This window comes from Clostridium grantii DSM 8605 (assembly GCF_900129965.1).
Classification (GTDB): domain Bacteria; phylum Bacillota; class Clostridia; order Clostridiales; family Clostridiaceae; genus Clostridium_AF; species Clostridium_AF grantii.
Window position 1 is genome coordinate 1 of sequence record NZ_FQXM01000038.1, and the last position, 21,729, is coordinate 21,729.

Consider the following 21,729-nt stretch of genomic DNA (forward strand, 5'->3'; position numbering starts at 1 on the left):
CCTCTGATACGGCAGAATTCATGAGTTTAGAAGAACTTGATAATCAAATACCTGCAAGGACTGTTAAGAATAGAATTAATGCCTCTACGGAGGCTTCCCCTAATTTAGATTTTGATGAAATGGTCAAAGACCTTATTAAAGATAGAATTATGGAATTAAACAAATATGTATCCATTGATCATGCTTCTAGGTGTTTTATTGTTAAAGCAAATAATCTTAAAATTGATGGATATAATTTAGTTGTAATTTGATCCATGGGGGGTCAAAATTCAACGTAAATGGGGGTCAATTTTGCTTGACAATCTACAAGGTTTTTTAAAGAAGAAGTATTTACAGTTTCTTCAGCAGGTATGACATCATCTTTAACAGAAAAAAGACTACAGTTTTTTAAGAGAAAATTGTATTTCAAGAGCATTTCATGGTGTTGAGAGTGGGGTTAGTTTTGATAAAATAAATATTTAACAGATTTACTTTAAAAAATAATGAAAATCATTATCAATTATGGTAAGCTATAATAGGGTTACTTTTAAAGCTTTAGGGAGGAACAATTATGATTAAAAATATGATTAGCGAGAATATATTTAATTGGAAAAAAAATGAAGTGTATCATGATATTATTGATAGTTTGATAGCAGCACTAGAAGCTAAAGATAATTATACAAAAGGGCATTCACAGAGAGTAGCAGACATGACTTATTATGTAGCTAAACTGCTAGGTATACGGAGACAAAGTTTAGAGGATATTCACATGGCAGCTCATATGCATGATATCGGAAAAATTGGAGTTCCAGACATAATTTTAAATAAAACTACGCCATTAAATTCTAGTGAATGGAATACTATAAGAACACATCCCCAAATAGGGTATGATATTTTGTTTAAATCAAGAAGATTAAATAATATAGCTAAGATAGTTTTGCATCATCATGAAAGATGGGATGGAGAAGGGTATCCAAGTAGGTTATGTGCTGAAGATATTCCTTTAGGATCAAGAATAATCGCAATATGTGACTCCATAGATGCAATGACATCTAAAAGGCCTTATAGAGAACCATTGACAGTTAATGAATGCCGCATAGAAATATTAAAAAATGAAGGGAAAATGTTTGATCCTGAAATAATTAAATGTGTAGATAAAAATTGGGAAAGAATTATGGCAGAATGTTTTACAGCAGTGCAGTAACATGTGCATGATGCTGTTTTACTTGCTAAACTACTACCTAATCCTTCTGGTGAACCAATGAAATTTGATAACAGGAGAGAAGTTTTTCTCTCCTAGATTGTTATTGATGAAGTATAAAGAAGGATGTACACCAAATTAAAGTCTACTGTTTTCAATTAGCCTAATCAAAAATATAATCTTATATCCCAATCTTCATTATGAGACGACAAACTTTCTCTGCCATTTCTTCGTATGAAGGGGACATCCCGTCACGAATCCATTTTTCTGTTACAGCGTCAATACCACCACCAATAAAGTTAAAGGTGAGTTCATCATGTATAAACCGACGTGACATTTCGAACTTATTCATATCTAGTGTTTTTTTTCTTACAACTTCAAACAGTTTTTTCATGTAATTATTCTCAACAAGAATAGCTGAATAAGGTGATTCCTTTAATACCCTGAATCTAAAGAGCATGATGTCATAGATTGTTGGTTGTAATTTACCTTTGATTTCTTCTGTAAATTTATCAAGGTTCTTGTCAAAAGCGTATAAAAGTATATCTTCCTTTGTCTTAAAATGTCGATATAATGTCATTCTTGTTATGTCTGCCACCTCAGATACTTCGGTCATAGTAATAGAGTCAATTGGTTTCTCTTTAATTAACTTCAATAGGCCATTTAAGATCATTTCTTTTGAGGCTTTTATCTGTTGTTCTCGTTTCATGTTACATACCTCCCATATTGTAAAAGATACACCATATCTATTGTCATAGGTTCATGTCTATTATATACTAAAATCAGAAAATGTTACAGTGTAAAGTGAATTTTAAAAGGAGATGATGAACTTGAAAAAAAATTTATTAATTGCAGGTGGAATTATAAGTGCAGTCATTCTACTAATACTAATTTTATTACCAATAATTATAAAGAGTTTAGGGTTTCACCCGGACTACGAGAGAACTGAGTATGACTTAAAAGGTAAAAAAGCATTAGTAATTGCAACCAATCATGACACCTTAGGTGATAGTGGAAGGGCCACAGGTGTTTATGGTTCAGAAATTAATATACCTTATTATGAGTTTCTTGATGCAGGAATGACCGTTGATGTTGCTAGTATTGAAGGTGGAGAAATACCCTTTGAACCAATAAGTTTAAAATATCCTCTTGCAACAAATGCAGACAATCGATATCTCAAAGATAAAGAAGCTGAAGAAAAAACAAAAAATTCAATAAAAATTCGTGATGTTGATTTTACTGAATATGACATCATTTATATGGCTGGAGGCTGGGGGGCGTCTTATGATCTTGGTTACAGTGAAGTATTAGGAGAGAAGCTTACTAAAGCGAATGCAGATGGTATTCTAATGGGTTCTGTTTGTCATGGCGCTTTAGGATTTCTAAAGGCAAAAGATGTAGATGGAACACCACTTGTGGAAGGCAGGCAGATAACAGCTGTTTCTGATAAGCAGGTTGAGGAGTTGAGAATTACAGCAACACCTATGCATCCTGAAACAGAGCTTAGAAAACTTGGCGCTGATTATCAGAAGAATGAAGCCTTTAGAGATTTCTTTGCTACTTTGGTTGTGGTTGATGGTAATATTGTTACTGGACAAAACCAGAATTCTTCTGGAGAGACAGCGCAGACATTGTTAAGACTACTTGATGGAAAGGTTGATTAGATGAAATTTATTAAGAATCATAAATGGTTAGCAATAGTTCTCGTGTTGGTCCTAATTTTATCACTATTTGCTGTAGTAGTATTTAGGAATCCACCAGATTCTCTGATAAAGTTTATTATCCAACAAGGGATTACAAGAAACCACCGTAAAGACACTTTTGAAGATGATGGATTATATGTGATAACAACAGGAACAGGTGCACCATTGCCTGATATTAATAGAGTAGGTTCTCAAACAGTAGTTTTAGCTGGAGACCAAACTCTTTTATTTGATGCAGGTCCTGGTAGTACACTGAAGTTGGAAATGTCAGGCATTGGAACAGGGTCAGCGGATGCTCTCTTTTTAACTCACTATCATTCAGATCATATCGGAGATATTGGAGAGCTGATGCTGAAACGTTGGGCATCTGAAACAGTAACAGAAGCACTACCAATTTATGGGCCAATAGGTTTGGACCAGGTAGTTGAAGGATTTGAAATAGCATATGAACTTGATAAAGGTTATAGAATAGATCATCATGGTGAGGAAATCATGCCTAGTTCATCATTTGGTGGCAATGTATTTGAATTTGATTTAGGAGACGAACTGACAAACAGTGAGGTAGTTTATAAGTCTGGTGATGTAGAAGTAATTGCATTTAATGTAGATCATAAACCCGTATTTCCTGCAGTAGGTTATCGTGTGAATTATAAAGATAGAAGTGTTGTTATTTCAGGTGATACCATTTATTTAGAGAGTTTAATTGAACATACTATGGGTGCAGACTTGTTTGTATGTGAAGCTCTAAGTATGAAATATTCAAAAATTGTTTCAGAAGCATCTGCTGATAGCGACTCAAATTTGGGTCAAGTAGCTCAGGATATCCAAGACTATCATATTTCACCAGAACAGGCAGCGATGATTGCTAGAGATGCGGGAGTTGATCAGCTTTTGATTACACATTTCTTACCTCCAGTTCCATTAAAGATCCTTAAAAATGGTTTTATAAAGGAAGCAAAAGATGTGTTCAATGGAGGTATATATCTTGCAAATGATGGTACTATGATCAAATTACCAAGTAACTCAGATGAGATTAAAATCATTGAATTATTGAACTAGGAGGGATTGAATGAGTAAATCCACGTATATTAAGGCGGTACTGGTAGTATTTTTCCTGCTGATTCTCAGTCGTATTAGTCCTATGATTGACGGGACCATAACCCCAGAGATTATTGTATCAACGGTAGTAGAGTTTATCTTCTTAGTTTGGGGAATACTGGTTCTTGGATTTAAGCGAAAAGAGTCAACTGATGACAAGGGGGTTTAGTCCCCCTTATACATAAACCACCCCTAAACTTCAAAGGGGACAAAGAATTAGCACCTTTGTGGAAACAACTTAGGATAAAAAAGACATCACCATTATATAAAGGAGTTTTTCTTAAAATAATAGTTAAGGAATTTGTCATAGAAAGTAATGCAAGTACAAGAGGAGAATTATAGATATGAATAGTAAAAAAATAAATATTGTGGTGGCAGGAGATATTTGTATAAATTCATTACAATGGAGAACTATAAACAAAGATACAAATGGTTTTAGTTGGAGAAATTATCCTAAATATCATAATAGCTTAGTAATTGGAGGAGCACTACTGTTGTCAAAATTTGTTGCTTTGTCCACAGGGCAAAGTATTATTTCGGCAGACATAAAAGGGTCAGAGCTAGAAGCGCTTCGCTCTACAGTAGAGGTGAAAATGTTTCCCATAAAATATTATGGAAAAAACAAAAAGGAAGTATACCGTATCAATGAATACTTGGGATTCACATCGCCTATTTCAGAGACGCCTAGGCTATTTCCTATTATTAATGATGATGAAATGGCTGATTTAGTTATAATAGATGATGAGAATAATGGGTTTAATTCAAATGAAGAGTTTTGGCCCCAGGCTTTAAAATCAAAGAAAAGTTCACCAATAATTATATATAAAACAAATAATTACAATTGCGCAAATGATCTTTGGAAGCATATTGAAGAATATCATATTAAAAACACTATAGTAATAATCAATGGGGATGATTTACGTTCAAAAGGAGTTAATATAAGCAAGGGACTTTCATGGGAGAGAACGGCATTAGACTTTGTTTGGCAAATGAACAATAATCCAAAGTTAGCTTTTCTTGCAAAGTGCCGTCATCTTATTGTACCTTTTGGACTTGAAGGTGCCATTTATCAAATTTAGAATGCGAAAAATCTTGGGAGCAGATAAGCGAGGAGTTAAAAAACTCCTATAGGGATGAAGTAAGACATATACCAAATGCTTTGCACAAGATAAATTATGATATTTTCTCTGTAATTGAAAAACCTGAGGTAATAACCTTTTCTGAAAAGGAAATAGAAATTTTAGCGGAATATGAACATAAACGCTGGTCTCTTGAAAAAAAGGAAGCAGGTTGGAAATATGGAGAAAACTTAGATGAAGAGAAAAAAATACATCCATCATTAGTGACTTGGGATAACTTATGTAGTGAAAATAAAAACAAAATTTATGAAAATGTTAAATCATGGCCAGAAATACTGGCAGATTCCAATTTTAAAATAGAACGATTAAAATTTTTATGTCATTGTGAGATAGAATAACAGTAGCGTTTATAACTAAATTTTCTACCATTGTTAAAAACTATTAACTATAAATCTAAAACCACATATATGCAAACATACTCATTTATTAAGATATTTGATTGACCTTTTGATGGGTGAAATAACAGAACCACAGATATATGATACTATTCTGTGGCATGAGCAATTACAAGACTATATTGATAAACATTAAGGAAGGATGTCAATAATAATATTGGCGCATTCTTTAGCACCTTGTTCTGCTTGAATTTTTTCACCTATTTCCTTAGCTTTTTTCTGTAAGTTTGGATCATAGGCTAAGGCAATACGTTCTGCCAGATCATCAACATTTAGGTCTTTCATATATAATGGTTTCACCCCAATGCCTAGTTCATAGGAACGGTGTGCCCATGCAAATTGATCATTAGAAAAAGGGATAATAATGCTTGGCACTCCCGCACTAAAACCTGCAGCAGAGGTTCCAGCTCCACCATGGTGACAAACAGCTGCAACATGTTTAAATAACCATGTATGAGGAATACTGTCAACTGCAAAAATATTATTTGTCAAATTATTTGGTTTACCAAAACCAGATATGATTCCTCTTTTCCCACTTTTTTTCAAAGCTTCTATAACAATTCCACCAATTTTGTGGTGATTATTCATCATGGACATACTGCCAAAACCTATGTAAATTGGCAGTGGTTGTATAAACACCGTAATTCTTCATTTTGTTAAAAGCAAGTATCATTTTTAAAGGGTTATCAGCTGAACCAGCAGCTTCTAATAGTTTTGGATCAATATTTAAAAGGTTTAAATCAATTTGTTATCATAGAGTTCTCCTTTATTAATTAATTTTTTATTGTTTATATAGCTTGTTGTATAGTTATAGTATATTAAAATTAATTAAGTTATTCAATCAACAATATGACTGGAAATGTAGGATATAATAGATCTACCTTTTACGCTTATTTTACTGATGTTTATGATGTGCTAGAGCAAATTGAAGAAGATATTATGCCGGGAGTGGAACACTTGCCCTCTGTTGAAATTGCAGTTGAAGGCTCAAGTGACATAAAGCCTCTTGATGTTGTTGAAAACTTAATTAATATATATGAAATAAATAGCAAGTATTATTCAGTATTATTAAGTGAAACAGGAGATCCAGCATTTACTATAAAGATGAGAGCAAAACAAAATTGTAAACAAAACCACAATTTTGTTAACATACCCTAGGGGACGTTAACAAATTATGAACAGAGTGAATAATTTGTTTTGCTCACCAGACTCAAAACAAAAGTTCCAAGTATTTAATACTTTCATCCTTAGAAAAACTACTGATATTGTATAAAAATAACGCTTCATTTATATTATTCTGTTTTATATAATCGTAAATATTTAATTTATAATACCTTAAATCAATTATATGAATTTCTTCATAATGATTTGCTAAAAATGGAATTAGACTGTGTGCATATGAATCTTTAAAAATCACTAATCTTTTTTCGTTTTTAATATTTGTTGTGATGGTGGTTAGTGCATGGTTCCCATCAAGAAATATTGAGTACTTATCTTTTTTATTTAAATGACTATATTCATAAAATGAATCTGATGATTTGCCGGTATCTATATATTCTATCTTGTATTTATTTTTGATCTTGGGAGTAAATATTTCAATTGAATCAGGTAATATGTGTCTGTTGCTAGCTTTTGAGTAAAAGGTTCCATAAAAAGATTTATCTATTATTATTGAATTAAAGTCATTAATACTATATGCCTTAAGGTTTAGTTTATTGCATAATTCCTTGTATGCATAGTATGCCCCTCGCATAGTCCAATGGTGGTCTGTCTTGAAATAAATATATTCATTTTTTTTATTTACCATTTCAGCATAAACATTAATAAAATTCACATTTGCATTTAGTTGCGCTTCTACTTTTTCTAAAGTTTTTGATTGATTATAGGGACTAGCAAACAAAGGTAATTTATCTTCATATATCTTTACTGAATTAGGGGCCAATAAAAAATATGTTTTTATATTTGGCATTGCCTTTGAAAATGTATTTATACTGTTTATATTGCTTAACAGTTGCTCATTTGTTCTTTTATAATCTTCTAATAAATATCCATCTTCCCCAAAATAAATTCCGTTATTAAAAGTTTTTAATGTGAATCTTTCAACATCACTTTTAACTGATACCCAAAAATCTCTCAAAGGAAATTGATCTGTAATATATTCCTCAAACTTGTTGGTGAATCTACCAGAAATCATATTATTTAAACTAAATTTGGGTACTTGTGCAAGTATGCGATTTTCAACTTGAGAAAAATATCTATCAGGTATGATTATATTTAAAATATTTATAATTATTAAAAAGAGCATAAAAACTATTGTAATTATTTTATCAGATATTTTATTCACATGAACCATCCTTTATGTAATACTTAAAATCTAAAATATAAAAATGGATTATAGGTTGAATCCACCAAATAAGAAATTGAAATAAAAAATACTGTAAAGTACAGAATAGGCATAACTAAATTCTCATAAAGAAATAAGTGTCTTTTATTTAAAGTTTTTACTAATTTTCTGTGTTTGTTTTTGAAAAATGGTGTTGATGCTACAATTAATATAATCAATATAATACCATAATTGTATATATAATATAAAAATTGTGAATCAAATAAAATTGTATTTTTAAACCCCAACATTACTTTTAAGTACAATATTCCCATGTACAAATTATCACTTACAAATATTAGCCACCCAATAATCAGTAGAAAAATAGTGTAAGCATGTTTAACTGGGCTCCATGCATTCTCTAATATTTTTAATAAAGCCAGTTTTTCAATAGCTATTATAATTCCAAAATACAATCCCCAAATAAGGAAGTTCCATTCAGCTCCATGCCAAATGCCTGTTAATAACCACACCACAAACAAATTTCTATACATTTTTATCTTACTTCCTTTGCTTCCACCAAGCGGAATGTACACATAATCCTTAAACCAAGATCCAAGTGATATATGCCACCTTCTCCAGAACTCTGTTATGCTTTTAGATACATAGGGGTAATTGAAATTTTCCAAAAAATCAAACCCAAACATTTTTCCTAAACCTATTGCCATATCTGAGTATCCACTAAAATCAAAATAAATTTGAAATGCGAAAGCTATTATTCCTAACCAACTAGTAAACACTGTTAAATCTGATAAGGGAGTATTCTGTATTTCCATCCACAATAGTCCAATATTATTAGCAAATAATACTTTTTTTCCCAGACCAATTATAAAACGCTTTATTCCTTCACTAAATTTTTCGAAAGTTTCTTCTCTGGCATTGATTTGCGCTGCAACTGTTTCGTATCTAACAATAGGGCCTGCAATTAATTGTGGAAATAATGTAACATATGTAGCTAAAGCAATAGGATTCTTTTGTACGGGTACCTTTTTGCGGTACACATCAATAGTGTAGGACATAGTTTGAAAGGTATAAAATGAAATCCCAATAGGTAATGGTAAGTTAGGTGATAGAAAATCTGTGGAAAATAAGAAATTAATATTATTAATTATAAAATCTGAATATTTAAAGAAAAATAATAAACTTAAATTTATAATCACTGATGATAGAACAACAAGCCTAGCTTTATTATGATTTTGTCTGAATTTTTCAATTAGCAAACCATGTATATAATCCACTACTGAGGAAAAAATCATTAAAACTATATAAATGGGTTCTCCCCATGCATAAAAAATCAAACTAGCTATTAATAACACTATATTTTTCATCTTTTTAGGTGCAATTATATATACAAATAATGTACTAGGCAAAAATATAAACAAAAATATTAAGCTACTAAAAACCATGGTATTGCTCCTTACTTAGTAATATGGTTGAAGAAAAGGCACATTCCTGTGCCTTTTTATTATTTTAATGCATTCTCATAAGCAGTTTGAATTTTTTCTACATCATCATATGTTATGTATATTAAGTACTTTCCATTTGATAGAATTATATTATTTTTTACTTTTTCATATTGATCTGGTAGATATCTTTCCCATATTTGATTTTGTTGCTCTTTTATGCTCTGTAATGAAGTTTTTAAACTTTCTACCTTAGAAATATCCTTTGCTTTCAAAACTACTATCATATCTGATTTAACGTTCATCATAGGTTGAAGGGCAATACCTTCTTCTATATCATCTTTATTTATCATTTCACTAAGCGGATTTGGAGTTTCAGAGGTTAAATCCATTTCCATATACATTGGTAATTGTCCATCTTTAAAATCTTCTTCCGGCACACCACCATTTTTCATATCCTCAGCTATCTGTACTTTTATATCTTTCATAATATCATTTACAGAAACATTTACCTCCGGTGTTTTTTTACTACATCCTATTAATGCAAAAATTGATACGATTACTGCTACTACAATTAAATTTTTCTTCATTATAAGTCTCCTTTTAGTTTATTTTTTTTGTCACATATATATATACGTATGGCAATTAGAAAAGTTCAAAAATAAATAAAAAAAATTCATTAATATTTCTAACAGCACTTGTACGCTTAACTCCTAAGTTCTACCATCACCTTCTAATCTCTGTGAATTACAACACAAAAGCACAGGTGCTGATAAATCTCCGACAATATTCACTTCTTCTATGGTTTGATAATCCGGAAGCACCTGTCACTTTAGTTGGACAACTTGTTTGACCCACTTGCTAGCCAAATAAATGCAACCATGAGTGCACCCACGATATAAGTTAATTCCATTCTGTGGTGATAGTATACTTTTATAATATAGAATGTTCGAATAAAGCTTCACCATTAGCAACAAAAATTGTTAACTTTGTTTCTGTTTTGAAAGGTAACATATGCCCTTTAAAAATTTACAATGCAACGGATAATCTCTATTACAGTTCAAAAATATCATTTAACTTAGTTACCTAAGGATAGATACAATTCTGTGTGTAATTCATAAAAGTTAATCGTTTTATTATAATTACGGTAATTATGCAATTTATTAGTAAAGTGACATAAGGTCGATATGTGGTATAATATAGGTATGCTTTTATATAAAGCATGCCCAATTTTTATATTCTAAAGGTGGATATTATGAAGAAAGTAACAGCAGCAATTATTATAAAAAACAATTTAATTTTAATAGCTCAAAGAGGACAAAATGAAAAGTTGGCAGGCAAGTGGGAATTTCCAGGTGGGAAAATAGAAGCTGATGAAACTCCGCAGAAGTGCTTAAAAAGAGAAATTCAAGAAGAATTAGATTTAGAAATTCAAGTAGGAAAGTTCTTTGATGAAAGCATTTATACTTATCCAAATGGGGAAATAAAACTGTTAGCTTATTTTGCTGAAATAGTAAATGGAGATATTAAATTATCGGTTCACGACGAAGTTAAGTGGGTAAGTATTAATGAAATAGAGTCATTTGATTTTGCACCAGCGGATATTCCATTAGTTCAAAAATTGAAGGGGGAAGTTCAGTAAATTATTTCATGATATTTCAAAACAAAACTTATAATGAAGAAAGACAAGGTGGCTATGATGAAGGTAAAATATACCGGTAAAACAGATGCTTCAACTTTTGTTAATGGTAAAGTATATGAAGTATTATGAATTGAAGATGGATGGCATAAATAGTGGATGAAACTAATTTTTAATTAGTGTATAATTATAGATATAAGTTTGTTTAAGAAGAGGTAAGTTTGATAAAATAGATGATTTATTATCACAGTTAAATAGAAAGAGGTGTGATTATGACTGAAATTTCAAAAATAGTAATCAACGGTACGTCAGGATATTGCTGTGCCGAGGAGTCTTACTCTGACAAGGTTACTGTGACCAAGGAGAGCATAGCATACGAATATCATCCTATATTTGAAACAGATATAAATCCTTCAAGGAAGTGGTCTTACAAAACTAACAGTCCAGTATTTGAAAAGCTTTATGCTGATTTAATTGATGTCATACCTGTAATTGTAAATCATGACAAAGATATTTTCTGCACAGATATAGGTGGGATAGAATTCATTATTACTTATTCTGATAAAACTAAATTCAAGGAGATATTCTTTCTGCCAGGAGATGAGTTTAAGGAATGTTTTCAAATCATAAAACGGATGGTTCCTGAATGTGAGTATGTTCCGGCAGTGTTGATAACAGAAGATGATTTTGAGGACTAGTGTAAAAGCACCAAACTGTGTTGAAGCAGTTATTTCTAAAATTCGCAAAAAAGCTGGAGAATGTGGGGCAAATCCAGATATGGTAGAAGTTTTATATGGTGAAATGATAAGTCATTTTATAAAAATAGAATTGAAGGAATTTAATAAAAACAATGAAACAAATGCTGGTTAAAAATAATATTTTCAATAAGAAGCCTCTAAATCTTTTAGAGGCTTCTTATTTTTTCAAAGTTTGAATTTTGCAAATGTCTATCTTTTCTAAGTTTAGATGGTGTACAACCGTAAGTTTCTTTAAACATCCGGTTGAAGACCTTATAATTTGTAAAACCATGACGTTCTTGGATTTGAATGATACTATCATTTGTACCTAGAATATCGTTATAAATATGAATCAGTCTAACTAGATTCACATATTCAACAAAGGTAAAGCCCATATTTTTCTTAAAAGAGCGACAAAAGTATTCTGGGTTCAGTGCAACTAATGAAGCAACTGTAGCTAAAGCTATTGGCTCCATATAATGCTTATTCACATAATCTATAATGATTTGTAGTCGTTCACGGTATTTATCAGTGGTAGGTTTTATTATTTCGTTTTTGGAAAGTGTAAAATTAGTATAAAGTTTATGTAGAAAAAGATGGAGATTACTATTAAAAAGGAATTGATAACCAGTTTTCTTTTCATTGTTAAGATTGTTCATGGTGAGTAAGTTTTGAACCATTTCCTGAAAAGCTAGGTGATTTTTATATTTTTTATGTGAATAATACTCTTCAAATTGTATGGTGCTGAAATTAGGAAGAGATTGATTTAGTAAGTCATAAGGTATTTGAAGTAATATTGCTTCTACATTTCCTATACATTTAGTGAAATGAATAAATCCTGAATTAACGATAAATAAATCCTTTTGATAAAGTTCATATTCTTTGTCATTTCTAGCTATATGCATTGCGCCCTTATAAATATAAAGTATCTCTAAATGGCTATGCCAGTGACTAGATATAAGTTGGTTAGATGAGTGATAAAATCTAAAACAAACAGGTAGATTACTATTGGTAGTTATTATTTCATGTGTTGGTTTCATGTTTTAATCCTTTCCTGTTATGTTACTCAGCTAATTTATTTGAAAATAACATAATTAATAAAAAAAGTCAATATCGACTTAGGTTTTAGTCAGTAATGACATTGTATTTAATTAAACAAAAGAATAATATAAAAGTAGTATTAATGTAACATTAATTTATAGGAGGCGAACATTATGATGAATAAATGGCAACGAATTAACTATCAGCCAAATTTGCCTATTGGAGAAAATGGACAGAGAGTAACAGCATCAAAAATCCATAGAGATTTATCCAGAACTGCTGCTAAAGAGGGTATGGTTCTGTTGAAGAATAAAGAAAATATACTGCCATTAGATAAAGGTACCAAAGTTGCTTTGTTTGGCAAGGGTAGTTTTGATTATGTTAAAGGTGGTGGAGGAAGCGGCGACGTCACCGTTGAATATACTATTAATTTATATAATGGAATGAAATCTTTGAAAAATCAAATTAGTGTGTTTGAAGAACTATCTGAATTTTATCATAAAAATATTGTTCATCAATACGCTAAAGGTAGAGAACCGGGATTAACTATTGAACCTGCAGTACCAGAAGAGTTATTGCTTAAAGCTAAGGCTTATACAGATACTGCAATTATTAGTATTTGTAGATTTTCTGGAGAAGGTTGGGATAGAATAAGTACCCTTGATAAAGATAAAACTTTCCAAAGTTATGAGCAAGAGCTTATCAAAAAATCTGGTCAACTATTTGAGCGCGGTGACTTTTATCTTAGTGAAGCAGAAATAAATATGGTCAATGCTGTTAAAACTAATTTTTCAAAAGTTATTGTTGTGATGAATGTTGGTGGAATGGTTGATACAAGCTGGTTTGTTCATGATTCTAATATTCAATCTGTTCTTATGGCATGGCAAGGGGGTATGGAAGGTGGACTTGCGGCTGCAGAACTTATATGTGGATTGGATAACCCTTCTGGAAAACTAGTTGACACTTTTGCAAAACAATTGGAAGATTACCCTTCAACCTATAATTTTCATGAATCAAAAGATTACGTTGATTATACAGATGATATTTATGTGGGCTACAGATATTTTGAAACAATTCCCAATGCTAAGGATAAAGTTAATTATCCCTTTGGTTTTGGCTTATCCTATACAAAGTTTTCATGGTCTATTGTATCAGCTAATGAAGATAAGGATACAATAACTATTTCTGTAAATGTAACAAATACAGGGGATATGGAGGGTAAGGAAACTATTCAAGTATACTTATCTGCCCCACAAGGACTTCTTGGAAAAGCTGAAAAAAGTCTTGTTGCTTTTAAGAAAACAAGATTACTAAAAAGTGGAGAAACACAATTATTAACACTTCAATTTGAGATTAGCGCCATGGCATCTTATGATGACCTTGGTAAAGTTAAGAAATCAGCTTATGTTCTTGAAGTAGGTGATTATCTGTTGTTTTTAGGAAATTCTGTTAGAAATGTAGAACAAGTTGAATTAATATATAAGGTAACTGAAAATAGAGTCATTTCTCAGTTAAGTGAAAAAATAGCTCCTTCTTCTCTTAAGGAAAGATTACTTGCTGATGGTACCTTGGAACAGCTTGAACTTACAGAAGCAAATGATCCAAATACTAATATATTTGATAACTTAACAGAAGAAGAAATTGAAGGTATTGCTCCGGCCACTCGTGAAAGAAAGAATTATCGCTTATGGGATAAATCATCAAAAATCAATACCTTGTTAGATGTAGAAAAAGGTAAAATCACATTAAATGAATTTATGGCTCAATTATCTGATGAAGAAATTGCTCACTTATTAGGAGGGCAACCTAATACTGGAGTGGCTAATACCTTTGGATTTGGCAATCTTCCTGAATACGGTATTCCTAGTGTAATGACTGCTGATGGTCCTGCTGGACTACGTATACAGTCTGAATGTGGTGTCAATACAACCGCTTGGCCTTGTAGTACCTTGTTAGCTTGTACTTGGAATGAAGAAATTGTATATAAAGTAGGAGAAGCAGGAGCTAAGGAAGTAAAGGAAAACAATATAGGTATTTGGCTAACTCCAGCTGTTAATATACACAGAAGTCCTCTTTGTGGCCGTAACTTTGAATATTATTCAGAAGATCCTTATGTAACAGGGAAATTAGCATCTGCTATGGTTAAGGGAATTCAGTCACAAAATATAGCAGCCACAGTAAAACATTTTGCTTTAAACAACAAAGAGATAAATAGAAAAAATAGTGATTCAAGAGTATCCGAACGTGCTGCTAGAGAGATTTATTTAAAAGCTTTTGAAATGATTGTAAAAGAATCAGATCCATGGTGTATTATGTCTTCCTATAATATTATTAATGGACATAGAGCTTCTGAGAATAAAGAACTTTTAGAAGATATTTTAAGAGAAGAATGGGGCTTTAAAGGTATGGTGACAACAGACTGGTGGACTTATGGTGAGCACTATAAAGAAACCTTAGCTGGTAATGATGCTAAAATGGGCACAGGTTTTCCTAAACGTTTGTTAGAAGCTCAAAATAAAGGTGCTATTTCAAGAAAAGACATGGAAATATGCGCCAAACGTATACTTCAATTGATTTTGAAAATTGATTAGCAAGAAGGTGATTTTTAATCACCTTCTTTATTTTTGTATATTGAATACTACAGGTTATACCTGTGGTTCTAAAAAGCTTATAGCTATGAGTAGAAAAAATAAAACCTCCGATGTAAAATGGAAGTAGGTTTGCCGACCACAACCAACAAAGGAGGTATATCCAAAATGGATAATAGTAGTTTAGCACATAGTAAGTGCAATTGTAAATATCACATAGTTTTTGCACCAAAGTATAGAAGACAAATAAAAGGAAAACAAAATTGTAAACAAAACTACAATTTTGTTAACATACCCCAGGAACGTTAACAAATTATGAACGGAGTGAATCATTTGTTTTGCTAATAGGGAAACCGATAAAATAAAAATAATTTAAATTTCAGGTTTATCTAATTGTTTTTTTCTTCTTTTTTGATTATACATTTTTATATCTGCTTCTCTAATTATTGCATATAAGGTTACAAGCTTACTACTATTTGAAAAAGAGGTGCCATAACTAAATTTAATATTTTTGGATAAGCAGATATCAGTAATTAGTTCCATTATATTATTCGTCGCATCCAATTCTTTGTCTTCGAAGAATATTAAGAACTCATCACCACCTACTCGAAACATATACTTATTTTTACCTAGAAAGTCAGTAACCATCTCCGTGAAAGATATAATATATTTATCACCTGCATCATGGCCTTTATTATCATTGATGGTTTTTAAATCATCAAGATCAACAAATACTAAAGAAAATATACGATTTTCCTTGTTAAATTGTTCAATCTTTTTTGTAAGTATTTTTTCAGCAGCTTTTTTGTTATAAATTGTTGTTAGTGGGTCATGTAATACTTCATTTTTTAGCTGATTTTCCAAAGATTTTCTATACTCCATCTCATTTATAAGTTCTCTTTCGCTTAATTCTAGAAGAACTTTAGATTTAAATTCACTGAAACTCTTTTTTTCATTTATATAAGAGAAAACTGATATCAACACAACAGTAGCTACTGGATTTAATAAATTTGAAATGATAAATAAATCACCACCTTTTAGTGTGAATGTGGCGATGAAGAATAAAATGACTGCTATAGAAAAACTAATAATATACTTTCTCACTGGAGAAGAAAATATCTGAATGATCAATAAAGAGGTTATTAATCCTGCTATCAAAAAACTATTAAAGCGACCATTTTTAGTACCATAGTTTATATAGAATAATCCAAACATCATTATTAAGACGCTGTATAGAATTGCTAAGTATGCATATTTAATGATTCTATAGGAGTTATGATATTTTGAAAAAGATAGTAAAATAAATAAAATTGAAACAACTATTGGCAATAGTCTCCAAAAAAAAGTGGAATGAGCATATTGGGTCATAAAAATATCTTTAAAATAGAATAAAGGCATAAGAATGAAAGAAGTAACTGATGCGATTCTTCCCATTGAAATAAGCTCCTTATGTAAATTGTGGTTATACATTTCTATAATATCTTTATTTTCCATAATAGCTCCTTTATAGGTATCCCAGTTTTACTTTAATTATAACATTATTTTTTATGGAGTACTAAGAAAAATAAAATTGATTTGATGCTAAATTTATGCAAATGTATTTAGTGAGGGAACAAAATAATATTTTTAAACTAAAAAAGAATAAAACAGTATAAATATGGTATAATTTAAGATAAAATAATAAAATGTAAGGTGACAAAAAATCTTTTGAAAAAGGTGGTTAAGTTTATATTTAGAACAAGTTGCAGAACTTCTGAGATAAAATAATTATTGGTTAAAGAAAAGAAACTAATTTATGGTATCTGGATTCTAAAAACGTAAGTTTTAGAGACAAACTACTTCAACTATAAATTAAGTTTCACAATAGCATCCCTATAATAATGTAGTTAATAATTTAAGGTTGAGGAGATTGAATGATGGATAATGGGGCATTTGAAACATCAATAATGGTCACGAGTATTATTGCAGTTATTAGCAATATATTTATAATGATAAGAAAATTTATAATTAAAAAAAGGAAACAAGATGAACAATCAGAGGTAGAAATGATTATGAATACTGGTAAAATTATTGATGCGGATATATTCTACTATAGTTTAAAACAAAGTTTAAAAGGAAGAGGAATTTTAAAGTCAGATGTAGGTAGAACCTATTTAAGCTTCGCTTTAAATATTACATTTTTTATTACTTTAAGCAATCTGTTAGTTGATAATGCTTCAAGTAAGAAAGTTATATTTATCTTATCATTAATATATGTAATTATTTATTTATTAATAATAATTTTAGCTATAAAAATAAGGGCGTTGAAAAGAATTTTTGGATATATTAAAAATAGGACAACTCTTTCCTTTAATTTAGATGGAAACAATTTAAATCTAAAATTGTTTGAAAAAAATGAGATTACAATGCATAAACTTTCACCATTGGAAGATATAGAGTATGTTAGAGAATGTAAATCAGGATACAAAATTTCAATTAATATGGAAAATGAGGAAGTAAATAAATTTCAATTTGATTTGTGCAAGTTTAGTTTAGGTGCAAAAGACAATATTTATGAATTTAATAATATATTGAAAACTAGTTTGAAAGAAAAATTTACTTCTCGAGAAGAAAGTGAAAATAAGATTGATAATGCAAGAGCTAATATTTCATTAGTATGTGGATTTTTGGTTTTAGTTTTGTTAAATAATATTGTTAGTGTTTATATTGTCTCATTTATTGGGTGCTATAATGCATTGAGATGTATATTTTCTGATAAGGGTAGATTTAGGGCTGCTATAGGTTTTGTAGTGTGTTTTTATTTTATAATTTATAATTTAATTATTACTGGATAAATTTGTTTTTATGAATTTAGGAGCTCCGTCATATTAAATGACGGTAGCTCCTAAGTCTATGAAAGTAGCTAATATTTATATCTTTTTTACACACAAATCCTTTTAACCAATAGTTCCACAATTTGTAGCAATTTGAAAAGGTCCTTCATGGCCAATAATTATAGCTTTGTTTTTATGACGGTCACATTGATATTTTATGGATTCATAATCAAACCAATCTGGGTCTGGCCATTTATAATTTTCCGGCTGAAAAATAGTTTTCATTACACTTGGTACACATTCAAAGTTTGCAGGCACCCTATCAGGGCTTATGAGATTAAAAGATTTTCTTACTCTTTCCTTTGAAGTCATTTGATTATTCATCCCTTTCAACTATAGGGAACCCATTGTGAAACTTAAGTTATACTGGGATACCTATATAATTATTTTGAAGTTTATTGGTTTATAAATTACTCATTTATAGAGATATCCCTATATGATAGAAATATTTGATTTAAATAATATAATATAGAGTCATATGGATAATAAAAAAATGAATATTCATGCTTTGTTATTGAATATTTCAGCTTTATATAGTTAATTAAAAAACACTATTTATATAGATAAACCATACGTATAAATTAATTAGAGTTAATTTCAAAAACTATAAAAAAGTATCTGGATTTTTGAAATCGTCAGGAGTAAATATAATATATGACGTTTCATTTGGGGCAGATATAACTACATGGGCATATTTAAAAGCAATAAAAGATAATGGATTAAAAACAGTCATAGCACAGCCATGCCCTGCCATAGTTAATTACATAGAAAAATATAGTCGAGAAATAATAAGCAAATTATCACCAATTCATAGCCCAATGATGTGTACAGCAATTTATTTAAGAAAATATGCAGATGTAAGAGATGAGATTGCATTTTTGTCACCATGCATAGGTAAATTGAGATTAATGATCCAAATACAAATGGATATATATAATATAATGTAACATTTATAAAAATAGAAGAGTATATATAAAAAAGAAAAATAAACATATCTAGTTATGAAGAGCAGGAATTTGAAGATATAGGATGTAGTTTAGGATGCCTTTATAGTAGACAAGGTGGTTTGAAAGAAAATGTAGAAGAAAAAATCAAGGGAGCATGGGTAAGGAAAATAGAAGAAGAACATGCTTTTAACTATTTAAACAATTATAGCGAAAACGTAAACAATGGAAGAACTGTACCATTACTTGTGGATATACTTAATTGTGAACATGGATGTAATATTGGAACGGGAACTTGCATTGAGAGAATAGAAAAGGATAAAATTATTGCAATTATAAGAGGGGTTCAGTAGGGTTATAAAACTCCATGAAATCGTTGACAAATTCGTATGCTTTCGCATAATTTTCAAATTCATTATTTTTAAAGCACTCGTCTTCAATAATTCTATGGAATGACTCTACATGTGCATTCTTATTAGGTGTTTTTACTGGTATTCTTTCATGCTCTAGGCCAAGTTCTTCACAGTATTCTTTAAATCTATAGCTCACAAACTGTGGTCCATTATCTGTTCTTATTACAGGTTTTTCTGCTCCAGAATCAAATAGATTTCTTCTTATTAAACATTTCCTTATTAAGGCTGTAGCATCTTTTGCTTCACAGTGTAGACCCATATGATAATCTATAATACTTCTATCAAAAATGTCTATCAAATTTAGCAAATAAAAGAATTTATCTTCGCCATGGATATATCCATACTTTATATCTATTTCCCACAGTTGGTTTGAACCAGTTATTATTCTATTAGCTGCCAGGGTTCTCTTTATTTTAGGCTTTATAACTCTTTGATCTTTAAGTATGTCCATTTCCTTACATAGCCTATAAACCTTCTTATGATTGATTGTAAGGTTATAGTGTTTCCTTAAATGATAAGTTATTTTTCTATAACCATAATTTATAGCATCACCATCTATAGATTCTAAAATATATTCTCTAATCTCTTCGTCACATATCTTTTTATTATTTTTGTCTAGTGAGTAACCCCTTGGTTTACCACCTTTCTGTTTAACTTTCTCTTTACCTTCAACACTTAAGTTATAGTAATATGTTGATCTTGCTAATTTAACAATCTTTAACACAAAACTTGCATTATACCCCTGGTCTATATAAAATTTAGCTATGTCTATCTTATCTTTAATTGAGGGTTTGCTTTTTTTATTAAATCTCGTAGGAATGATATTTCTAAATCCTTTTCCCCCAATAACTTTTTAAGTGTATCATTTTGTTGTGTTATTTCTGTTAATTCTTTCTCTAGCTCTTTTTCTCCCTCAATTAAAGCTTTTCTACCAGGCTTTACTTTAATCTCATCCTTGTTTTTTGATTTGCTAATCCAAGTGAATATAATTGATTTTGAAATTCCATGTCTTCTTGAAACTAAAGAGACATTCCCTACTTCCTTAACCTCTCTTATTATTTCTTCTTTTAATTCTTTTGTATATCTTGTAGTTTTCATAGTTACCTCCAATCACTTTCTATATTATAATAAATATAAATGTAATTGTCTAAGTTGTTTTAGGGGCTTAAGAGAATTTATTAAAGAAAAATTTATATATAACAAAAAGAGATCTAAATATATGACTAGTAATAGTATTAGTACAAGTGAAAAGATAAGGATTGAAAGTATTTTAAAACAAGTAAGATTTTATTCTCAAGCTAGTATTCAAAAATCAGAGTTTATGTAATAACAAAAGAATAGTTGATTGTGAACCTTGAGTCAGTGGTACTCGACAGAAACAATCTTTTAAAATACTTGTCCTTGATTAGTGGTATCAGGGCCAAGTATTTTTTAGTATACCAAAAATTCAAAATCTAGCCAAGAACTATAAATTCAAAATTTTACATAAACAGGAGCATGCCAAACCATCCAGGTTTATCTAGAACCTCAGGGGAAGTAAGCAGAACTCGTACGTTTCAAGCAACAAAAACTGTTCCAGTTTTTGTAAGTAAGTTCGTCGGCAAAGCCTCCTTGCTATGTGCACCGGTACTGATTAACAAATTGAAGCAAAACAAATCATTCACTCCATTCATAATTAGTTAACAGTAGTTTTTTACAGGTAACTGCAACACCATATTCTTTATATCTTCAACCAGATAATTTGGGTAGAGCAGAAACAGGTCAGTGGTTTAAACCAGTAAAACCAGCTTTTACATAGTTAGTAGCATTTGGAGACAAGTATATATGTGGAGAATTCTACTTTGAAAAAAGTAATGATTATAGATAGCAAACAAAAAATTCCTTTCTCTCTAATACAGGAATTTTTTGCAAGCACCTGTGAGGTGTAAATTTTTCCAAGTACAAGATCTCAAGAATAATATATAAAGAATCATTTATATAGTTGAAAAATATTGGCGTAGCAATAAAGGAGTGGATTTTTATTGCAAAAAGCAAGTAGGAGCGCCAAGAAAGTGAGCAATGTATAACAGGTGGTAATCCTAATTATATCCTGTCCATATTTATCAACAGTTTTTGTTGCTATTTGAGATATTTAAAAAGAATAAGAACGTACATACGTATAAAATCGAATTAGTTTGTAAATAATATAAAATG

General features: G+C 30.3%; 24 protein-coding genes and 2 pseudogenes. 16 read left to right on the top strand and 10 right to left on the bottom strand.

Features of this window, described 5'->3' with window-relative positions:
- Together BUB83_RS19335 and BUB83_RS19340 are read left to right on the top strand one after the other, a co-directional pair.
- Window positions 1-251 (top strand): annotated as a pseudogene (locus BUB83_RS19335) (hypothetical protein); the annotation flags it as partial.
- 299 nt (window positions 252-550) lie between these two features.
- Complete coding sequence (locus BUB83_RS19340) at window positions 551-1,183, top strand: HD-GYP domain-containing protein (protein WP_242950721.1); 633 nt, start codon at window positions 551-553, stop codon at window positions 1,181-1,183.
- Between the two features lie 178 nt (window positions 1,184-1,361).
- On the opposite strand, the gene BUB83_RS19345 is transcribed toward BUB83_RS19340, so the two are convergent.
- Window positions 1,362-1,889 carry a TetR/AcrR family transcriptional regulator gene (locus BUB83_RS19345; protein ID WP_073340761.1) on the bottom strand — a complete coding sequence of 176 codons (528 nt, stop codon included), beginning with the start codon at window positions 1,887-1,889 and terminating at the stop codon, window positions 1,362-1,364.
- A gap of 121 nt (window positions 1,890-2,010) precedes the next feature.
- Here BUB83_RS19345 and BUB83_RS19350 point away from each other — a divergent pair, with 121 nt between their 5' ends.
- The 5 genes from BUB83_RS19350 (at window position 2,011) to BUB83_RS19370 (ending at window position 5,458) form a co-directional block, all read left to right on the top strand.
- The gene (locus tag BUB83_RS19350; RefSeq protein WP_200801504.1) at window positions 2,011-2,844 is read left to right on the top strand and encodes a type 1 glutamine amidotransferase domain-containing protein; all 834 of its coding nucleotides are present in this window, start codon (window positions 2,011-2,013) and stop codon (window positions 2,842-2,844) included.
- A 42-nt stretch (window positions 2,845-2,886) separates the two neighbouring features.
- Complete coding sequence (locus BUB83_RS19355) at window positions 2,887-3,942, top strand: MBL fold metallo-hydrolase (protein ID WP_159434118.1); 1,056 nt, start codon at window positions 2,887-2,889, stop codon at window positions 3,940-3,942.
- Window positions 3,943-3,952: 10 nt separating this feature from the next.
- Complete coding sequence (locus BUB83_RS22065) at window positions 3,953-4,150, top strand: hypothetical protein (protein ID WP_073340763.1); 198 nt, start codon at window positions 3,953-3,955, stop codon at window positions 4,148-4,150.
- A 175-nt stretch (window positions 4,151-4,325) separates the two neighbouring features.
- Window positions 4,326-5,060, top strand: a complete 735-nt coding sequence (locus BUB83_RS22270) for a hypothetical protein (protein WP_073340764.1) — start codon at window positions 4,326-4,328, stop codon at window positions 5,058-5,060.
- A gap of 80 nt (window positions 5,061-5,140) precedes the next feature.
- Entirely contained in the window at window positions 5,141-5,458 is a 318-nt protein-coding gene (locus tag BUB83_RS19370) for a RyR domain-containing protein (RefSeq protein ID WP_073340765.1), read from the top strand.
- A 189-nt stretch (window positions 5,459-5,647) separates the two neighbouring features.
- Here the strand turns inward: BUB83_RS19370 and BUB83_RS19375 are convergent, their stop codons facing one another.
- A complete protein-coding gene (locus BUB83_RS19375) occupies window positions 5,648-6,154 on the bottom strand; it encodes a glycosyltransferase (protein ID WP_278336948.1) in 507 nt (168 codons plus the stop codon).
- A gap of 210 nt (window positions 6,155-6,364) precedes the next feature.
- On the opposite strand from BUB83_RS19375, the gene BUB83_RS19380 reads away from it, so the two are divergent.
- Window positions 6,365-6,673: a hypothetical protein gene (locus BUB83_RS19380; protein ID WP_073340767.1), complete on the top strand. Its 309-nt coding sequence runs from the start codon at window positions 6,365-6,367 to the stop codon at window positions 6,671-6,673.
- Between the two features lie 52 nt (window positions 6,674-6,725).
- Here BUB83_RS19380 and BUB83_RS19385 read toward each other — a convergent pair whose 3' ends face one another.
- From BUB83_RS19385 to BUB83_RS19395, 3 genes are read right to left on the bottom strand one after another with little or no spacing between them, the layout of a single operon-like run.
- The gene (locus BUB83_RS19385; protein WP_242950723.1) at window positions 6,726-7,859 is read right to left on the bottom strand and encodes a DHHW family protein; all 1,134 of its coding nucleotides are present in this window, start codon (window positions 7,857-7,859) and stop codon (window positions 6,726-6,728) included.
- A gap of 23 nt (window positions 7,860-7,882) precedes the next feature.
- Window positions 7,883-9,304 carry an MBOAT family O-acyltransferase gene (locus BUB83_RS19390; RefSeq protein WP_073340769.1) on the bottom strand — a complete coding sequence of 474 codons (1,422 nt, stop codon included), beginning with the start codon at window positions 9,302-9,304 and terminating at the stop codon, window positions 7,883-7,885.
- Window positions 9,305-9,363: 59 nt separating this feature from the next.
- Window positions 9,364-9,891 (bottom strand): DUF4358 domain-containing protein, encoded by a 528-nt coding sequence (locus tag BUB83_RS19395; RefSeq protein WP_073340770.1) that lies wholly within the window; start codon window positions 9,889-9,891, stop codon window positions 9,364-9,366.
- A gap of 665 nt (window positions 9,892-10,556) precedes the next feature.
- On the opposite strand from BUB83_RS19395, the gene mutT reads away from it, so the two are divergent.
- From mutT to BUB83_RS21420, 3 genes are all read left to right on the top strand, one after another.
- Window positions 10,557-10,943: an 8-oxo-dGTP diphosphatase MutT gene (gene mutT, locus BUB83_RS19400; RefSeq protein WP_073340771.1), complete on the top strand. Its 387-nt coding sequence runs from the start codon at window positions 10,557-10,559 to the stop codon at window positions 10,941-10,943.
- Between the two features lie 269 nt (window positions 10,944-11,212).
- On the top strand, window positions 11,213-11,638 hold the full coding sequence (locus tag BUB83_RS21415; protein ID WP_084133703.1) for a hypothetical protein: 426 nt from the start codon (window positions 11,213-11,215) through the stop codon (window positions 11,636-11,638).
- Window positions 11,628-11,810: a chorismate mutase family protein gene (locus BUB83_RS21420; protein ID WP_084133705.1), complete on the top strand. Its 183-nt coding sequence runs from the start codon at window positions 11,628-11,630 to the stop codon at window positions 11,808-11,810. Before BUB83_RS21415 ends, BUB83_RS21420 begins: the two co-directional genes overlap by 11 nt.
- Before the next feature lie 34 nt (window positions 11,811-11,844).
- On the opposite strand, the gene BUB83_RS21425 is transcribed toward BUB83_RS21420, so the two are convergent.
- Window positions 11,845-12,717: an AraC family transcriptional regulator gene (locus BUB83_RS21425; RefSeq protein WP_084133707.1), complete on the bottom strand. Its 873-nt coding sequence runs from the start codon at window positions 12,715-12,717 to the stop codon at window positions 11,845-11,847.
- Between the two features lie 174 nt (window positions 12,718-12,891).
- Between BUB83_RS21425 and BUB83_RS19420 the strand changes: the two genes are divergently transcribed.
- Both BUB83_RS19420 and BUB83_RS21740 read left to right on the top strand, forming a co-directional pair.
- A complete protein-coding gene (locus tag BUB83_RS19420; RefSeq protein ID WP_341465360.1) occupies window positions 12,892-15,309 on the top strand; it encodes a glycoside hydrolase family 3 protein in 2,418 nt (805 codons plus the stop codon).
- A 165-nt stretch (window positions 15,310-15,474) separates the two neighbouring features.
- Window positions 15,475-15,555, top strand: a pseudogene (locus tag BUB83_RS21740) (IS200/IS605 family transposase); the annotation flags it as partial.
- 123 nt (window positions 15,556-15,678) lie between these two features.
- Here the strand turns inward: BUB83_RS21740 and BUB83_RS19425 are convergent.
- On the bottom strand, window positions 15,679-16,800 hold the full coding sequence (locus tag BUB83_RS19425) for a diguanylate cyclase domain-containing protein (protein WP_073340772.1): 1,122 nt from the start codon (window positions 16,798-16,800) through the stop codon (window positions 15,679-15,681).
- A 422-nt stretch (window positions 16,801-17,222) separates the two neighbouring features.
- On the opposite strand from BUB83_RS19425, the gene BUB83_RS19430 reads away from it, so the two are divergent.
- Window positions 17,223-18,140 (top strand): hypothetical protein, encoded by a 918-nt coding sequence (locus BUB83_RS19430; protein WP_073340773.1) that lies wholly within the window; start codon window positions 17,223-17,225, stop codon window positions 18,138-18,140.
- A gap of 102 nt (window positions 18,141-18,242) precedes the next feature.
- Here BUB83_RS19430 and BUB83_RS19435 read toward each other — a convergent pair whose 3' ends face one another.
- Window positions 18,243-18,491: a hypothetical protein gene (locus tag BUB83_RS19435; RefSeq protein WP_073340774.1), complete on the bottom strand. Its 249-nt coding sequence runs from the start codon at window positions 18,489-18,491 to the stop codon at window positions 18,243-18,245.
- Between the two features lie 314 nt (window positions 18,492-18,805).
- Between BUB83_RS19435 and BUB83_RS22575 the strand changes: the two genes are divergently transcribed.
- Both BUB83_RS22575 and BUB83_RS22580 read left to right on the top strand, forming a co-directional pair.
- On the top strand, window positions 18,806-19,126 hold the full coding sequence (locus tag BUB83_RS22575; RefSeq protein WP_073340775.1) for a [Fe-Fe] hydrogenase large subunit C-terminal domain-containing protein: 321 nt from the start codon (window positions 18,806-18,808) through the stop codon (window positions 19,124-19,126).
- A 119-nt stretch (window positions 19,127-19,245) separates the two neighbouring features.
- The gene (locus BUB83_RS22580; RefSeq protein WP_073340776.1) at window positions 19,246-19,476 is read left to right on the top strand and encodes a hypothetical protein; all 231 of its coding nucleotides are present in this window, start codon (window positions 19,246-19,248) and stop codon (window positions 19,474-19,476) included.
- Here BUB83_RS22580 and BUB83_RS19450 read toward each other — a convergent pair.
- Window positions 19,457-20,260, bottom strand: a complete 804-nt coding sequence (locus tag BUB83_RS19450) for an IS3 family transposase (protein ID WP_084133708.1) — start codon at window positions 20,258-20,260, stop codon at window positions 19,457-19,459. The genes BUB83_RS22580 and BUB83_RS19450 overlap by 20 nt on opposite strands.
- 44 nt (window positions 20,261-20,304) lie before the next feature.
- The gene (locus tag BUB83_RS19455; protein WP_073340777.1) at window positions 20,305-20,634 is read right to left on the bottom strand and encodes a transposase; all 330 of its coding nucleotides are present in this window, start codon (window positions 20,632-20,634) and stop codon (window positions 20,305-20,307) included.
- Window positions 20,635-21,729: the final 1,095 nt, after the last annotated feature.

Excerpts from the sequence above, each read along its gene's own strand:
- BUB83_RS19340 (WP_242950721.1), top strand. The coding sequence starts at position 551 with ATGATTAAAAATATGATTAGCGAGAATATATTTAATTGGAAAAAAAAT.
- BUB83_RS19345 (WP_073340761.1), bottom strand. The coding sequence starts at position 1,889 with ATGAAACGAGAACAACAGATAAAAGCCTCAAAAGAAATGATCTTAAAT.
- BUB83_RS22065 (WP_073340763.1), top strand. The coding sequence starts at position 3,953 with ATGAGTAAATCCACGTATATTAAGGCGGTACTGGTAGTATTTTTCCTG.
- BUB83_RS22270 (WP_073340764.1), top strand. The coding sequence starts at position 4,326 with ATGAATAGTAAAAAAATAAATATTGTGGTGGCAGGAGATATTTGTATA.
- BUB83_RS19380 (WP_073340767.1), top strand. The coding sequence starts at position 6,365 with ATGACTGGAAATGTAGGATATAATAGATCTACCTTTTACGCTTATTTT.
- BUB83_RS19390 (WP_073340769.1), bottom strand. The coding sequence starts at position 9,304 with ATGGTTTTTAGTAGCTTAATATTTTTGTTTATATTTTTGCCTAGTACA.
- BUB83_RS19395 (WP_073340770.1), bottom strand. The coding sequence starts at position 9,891 with ATGAAGAAAAATTTAATTGTAGTAGCAGTAATCGTATCAATTTTTGCA.
- mutT (WP_073340771.1), top strand. The coding sequence starts at position 10,557 with ATGAAGAAAGTAACAGCAGCAATTATTATAAAAAACAATTTAATTTTA.
- BUB83_RS21415 (WP_084133703.1), top strand. The coding sequence starts at position 11,213 with ATGACTGAAATTTCAAAAATAGTAATCAACGGTACGTCAGGATATTGC.
- BUB83_RS21425 (WP_084133707.1), bottom strand. The coding sequence starts at position 12,717 with ATGAAACCAACACATGAAATAATAACTACCAATAGTAATCTACCTGTT.
- BUB83_RS19420 (WP_341465360.1), top strand. The coding sequence starts at position 12,892 with ATGATGAATAAATGGCAACGAATTAACTATCAGCCAAATTTGCCTATT.
- BUB83_RS19425 (WP_073340772.1), bottom strand. The coding sequence starts at position 16,800 with ATGGAAAATAAAGATATTATAGAAATGTATAACCACAATTTACATAAG.
- BUB83_RS19430 (WP_073340773.1), top strand. The coding sequence starts at position 17,223 with ATGGATAATGGGGCATTTGAAACATCAATAATGGTCACGAGTATTATT.
- BUB83_RS19435 (WP_073340774.1), bottom strand. The coding sequence starts at position 18,491 with ATGACTTCAAAGGAAAGAGTAAGAAAATCTTTTAATCTCATAAGCCCT.
- BUB83_RS19455 (WP_073340777.1), bottom strand. The coding sequence starts at position 20,634 with ATGAAAACTACAAGATATACAAAAGAATTAAAAGAAGAAATAATAAGA.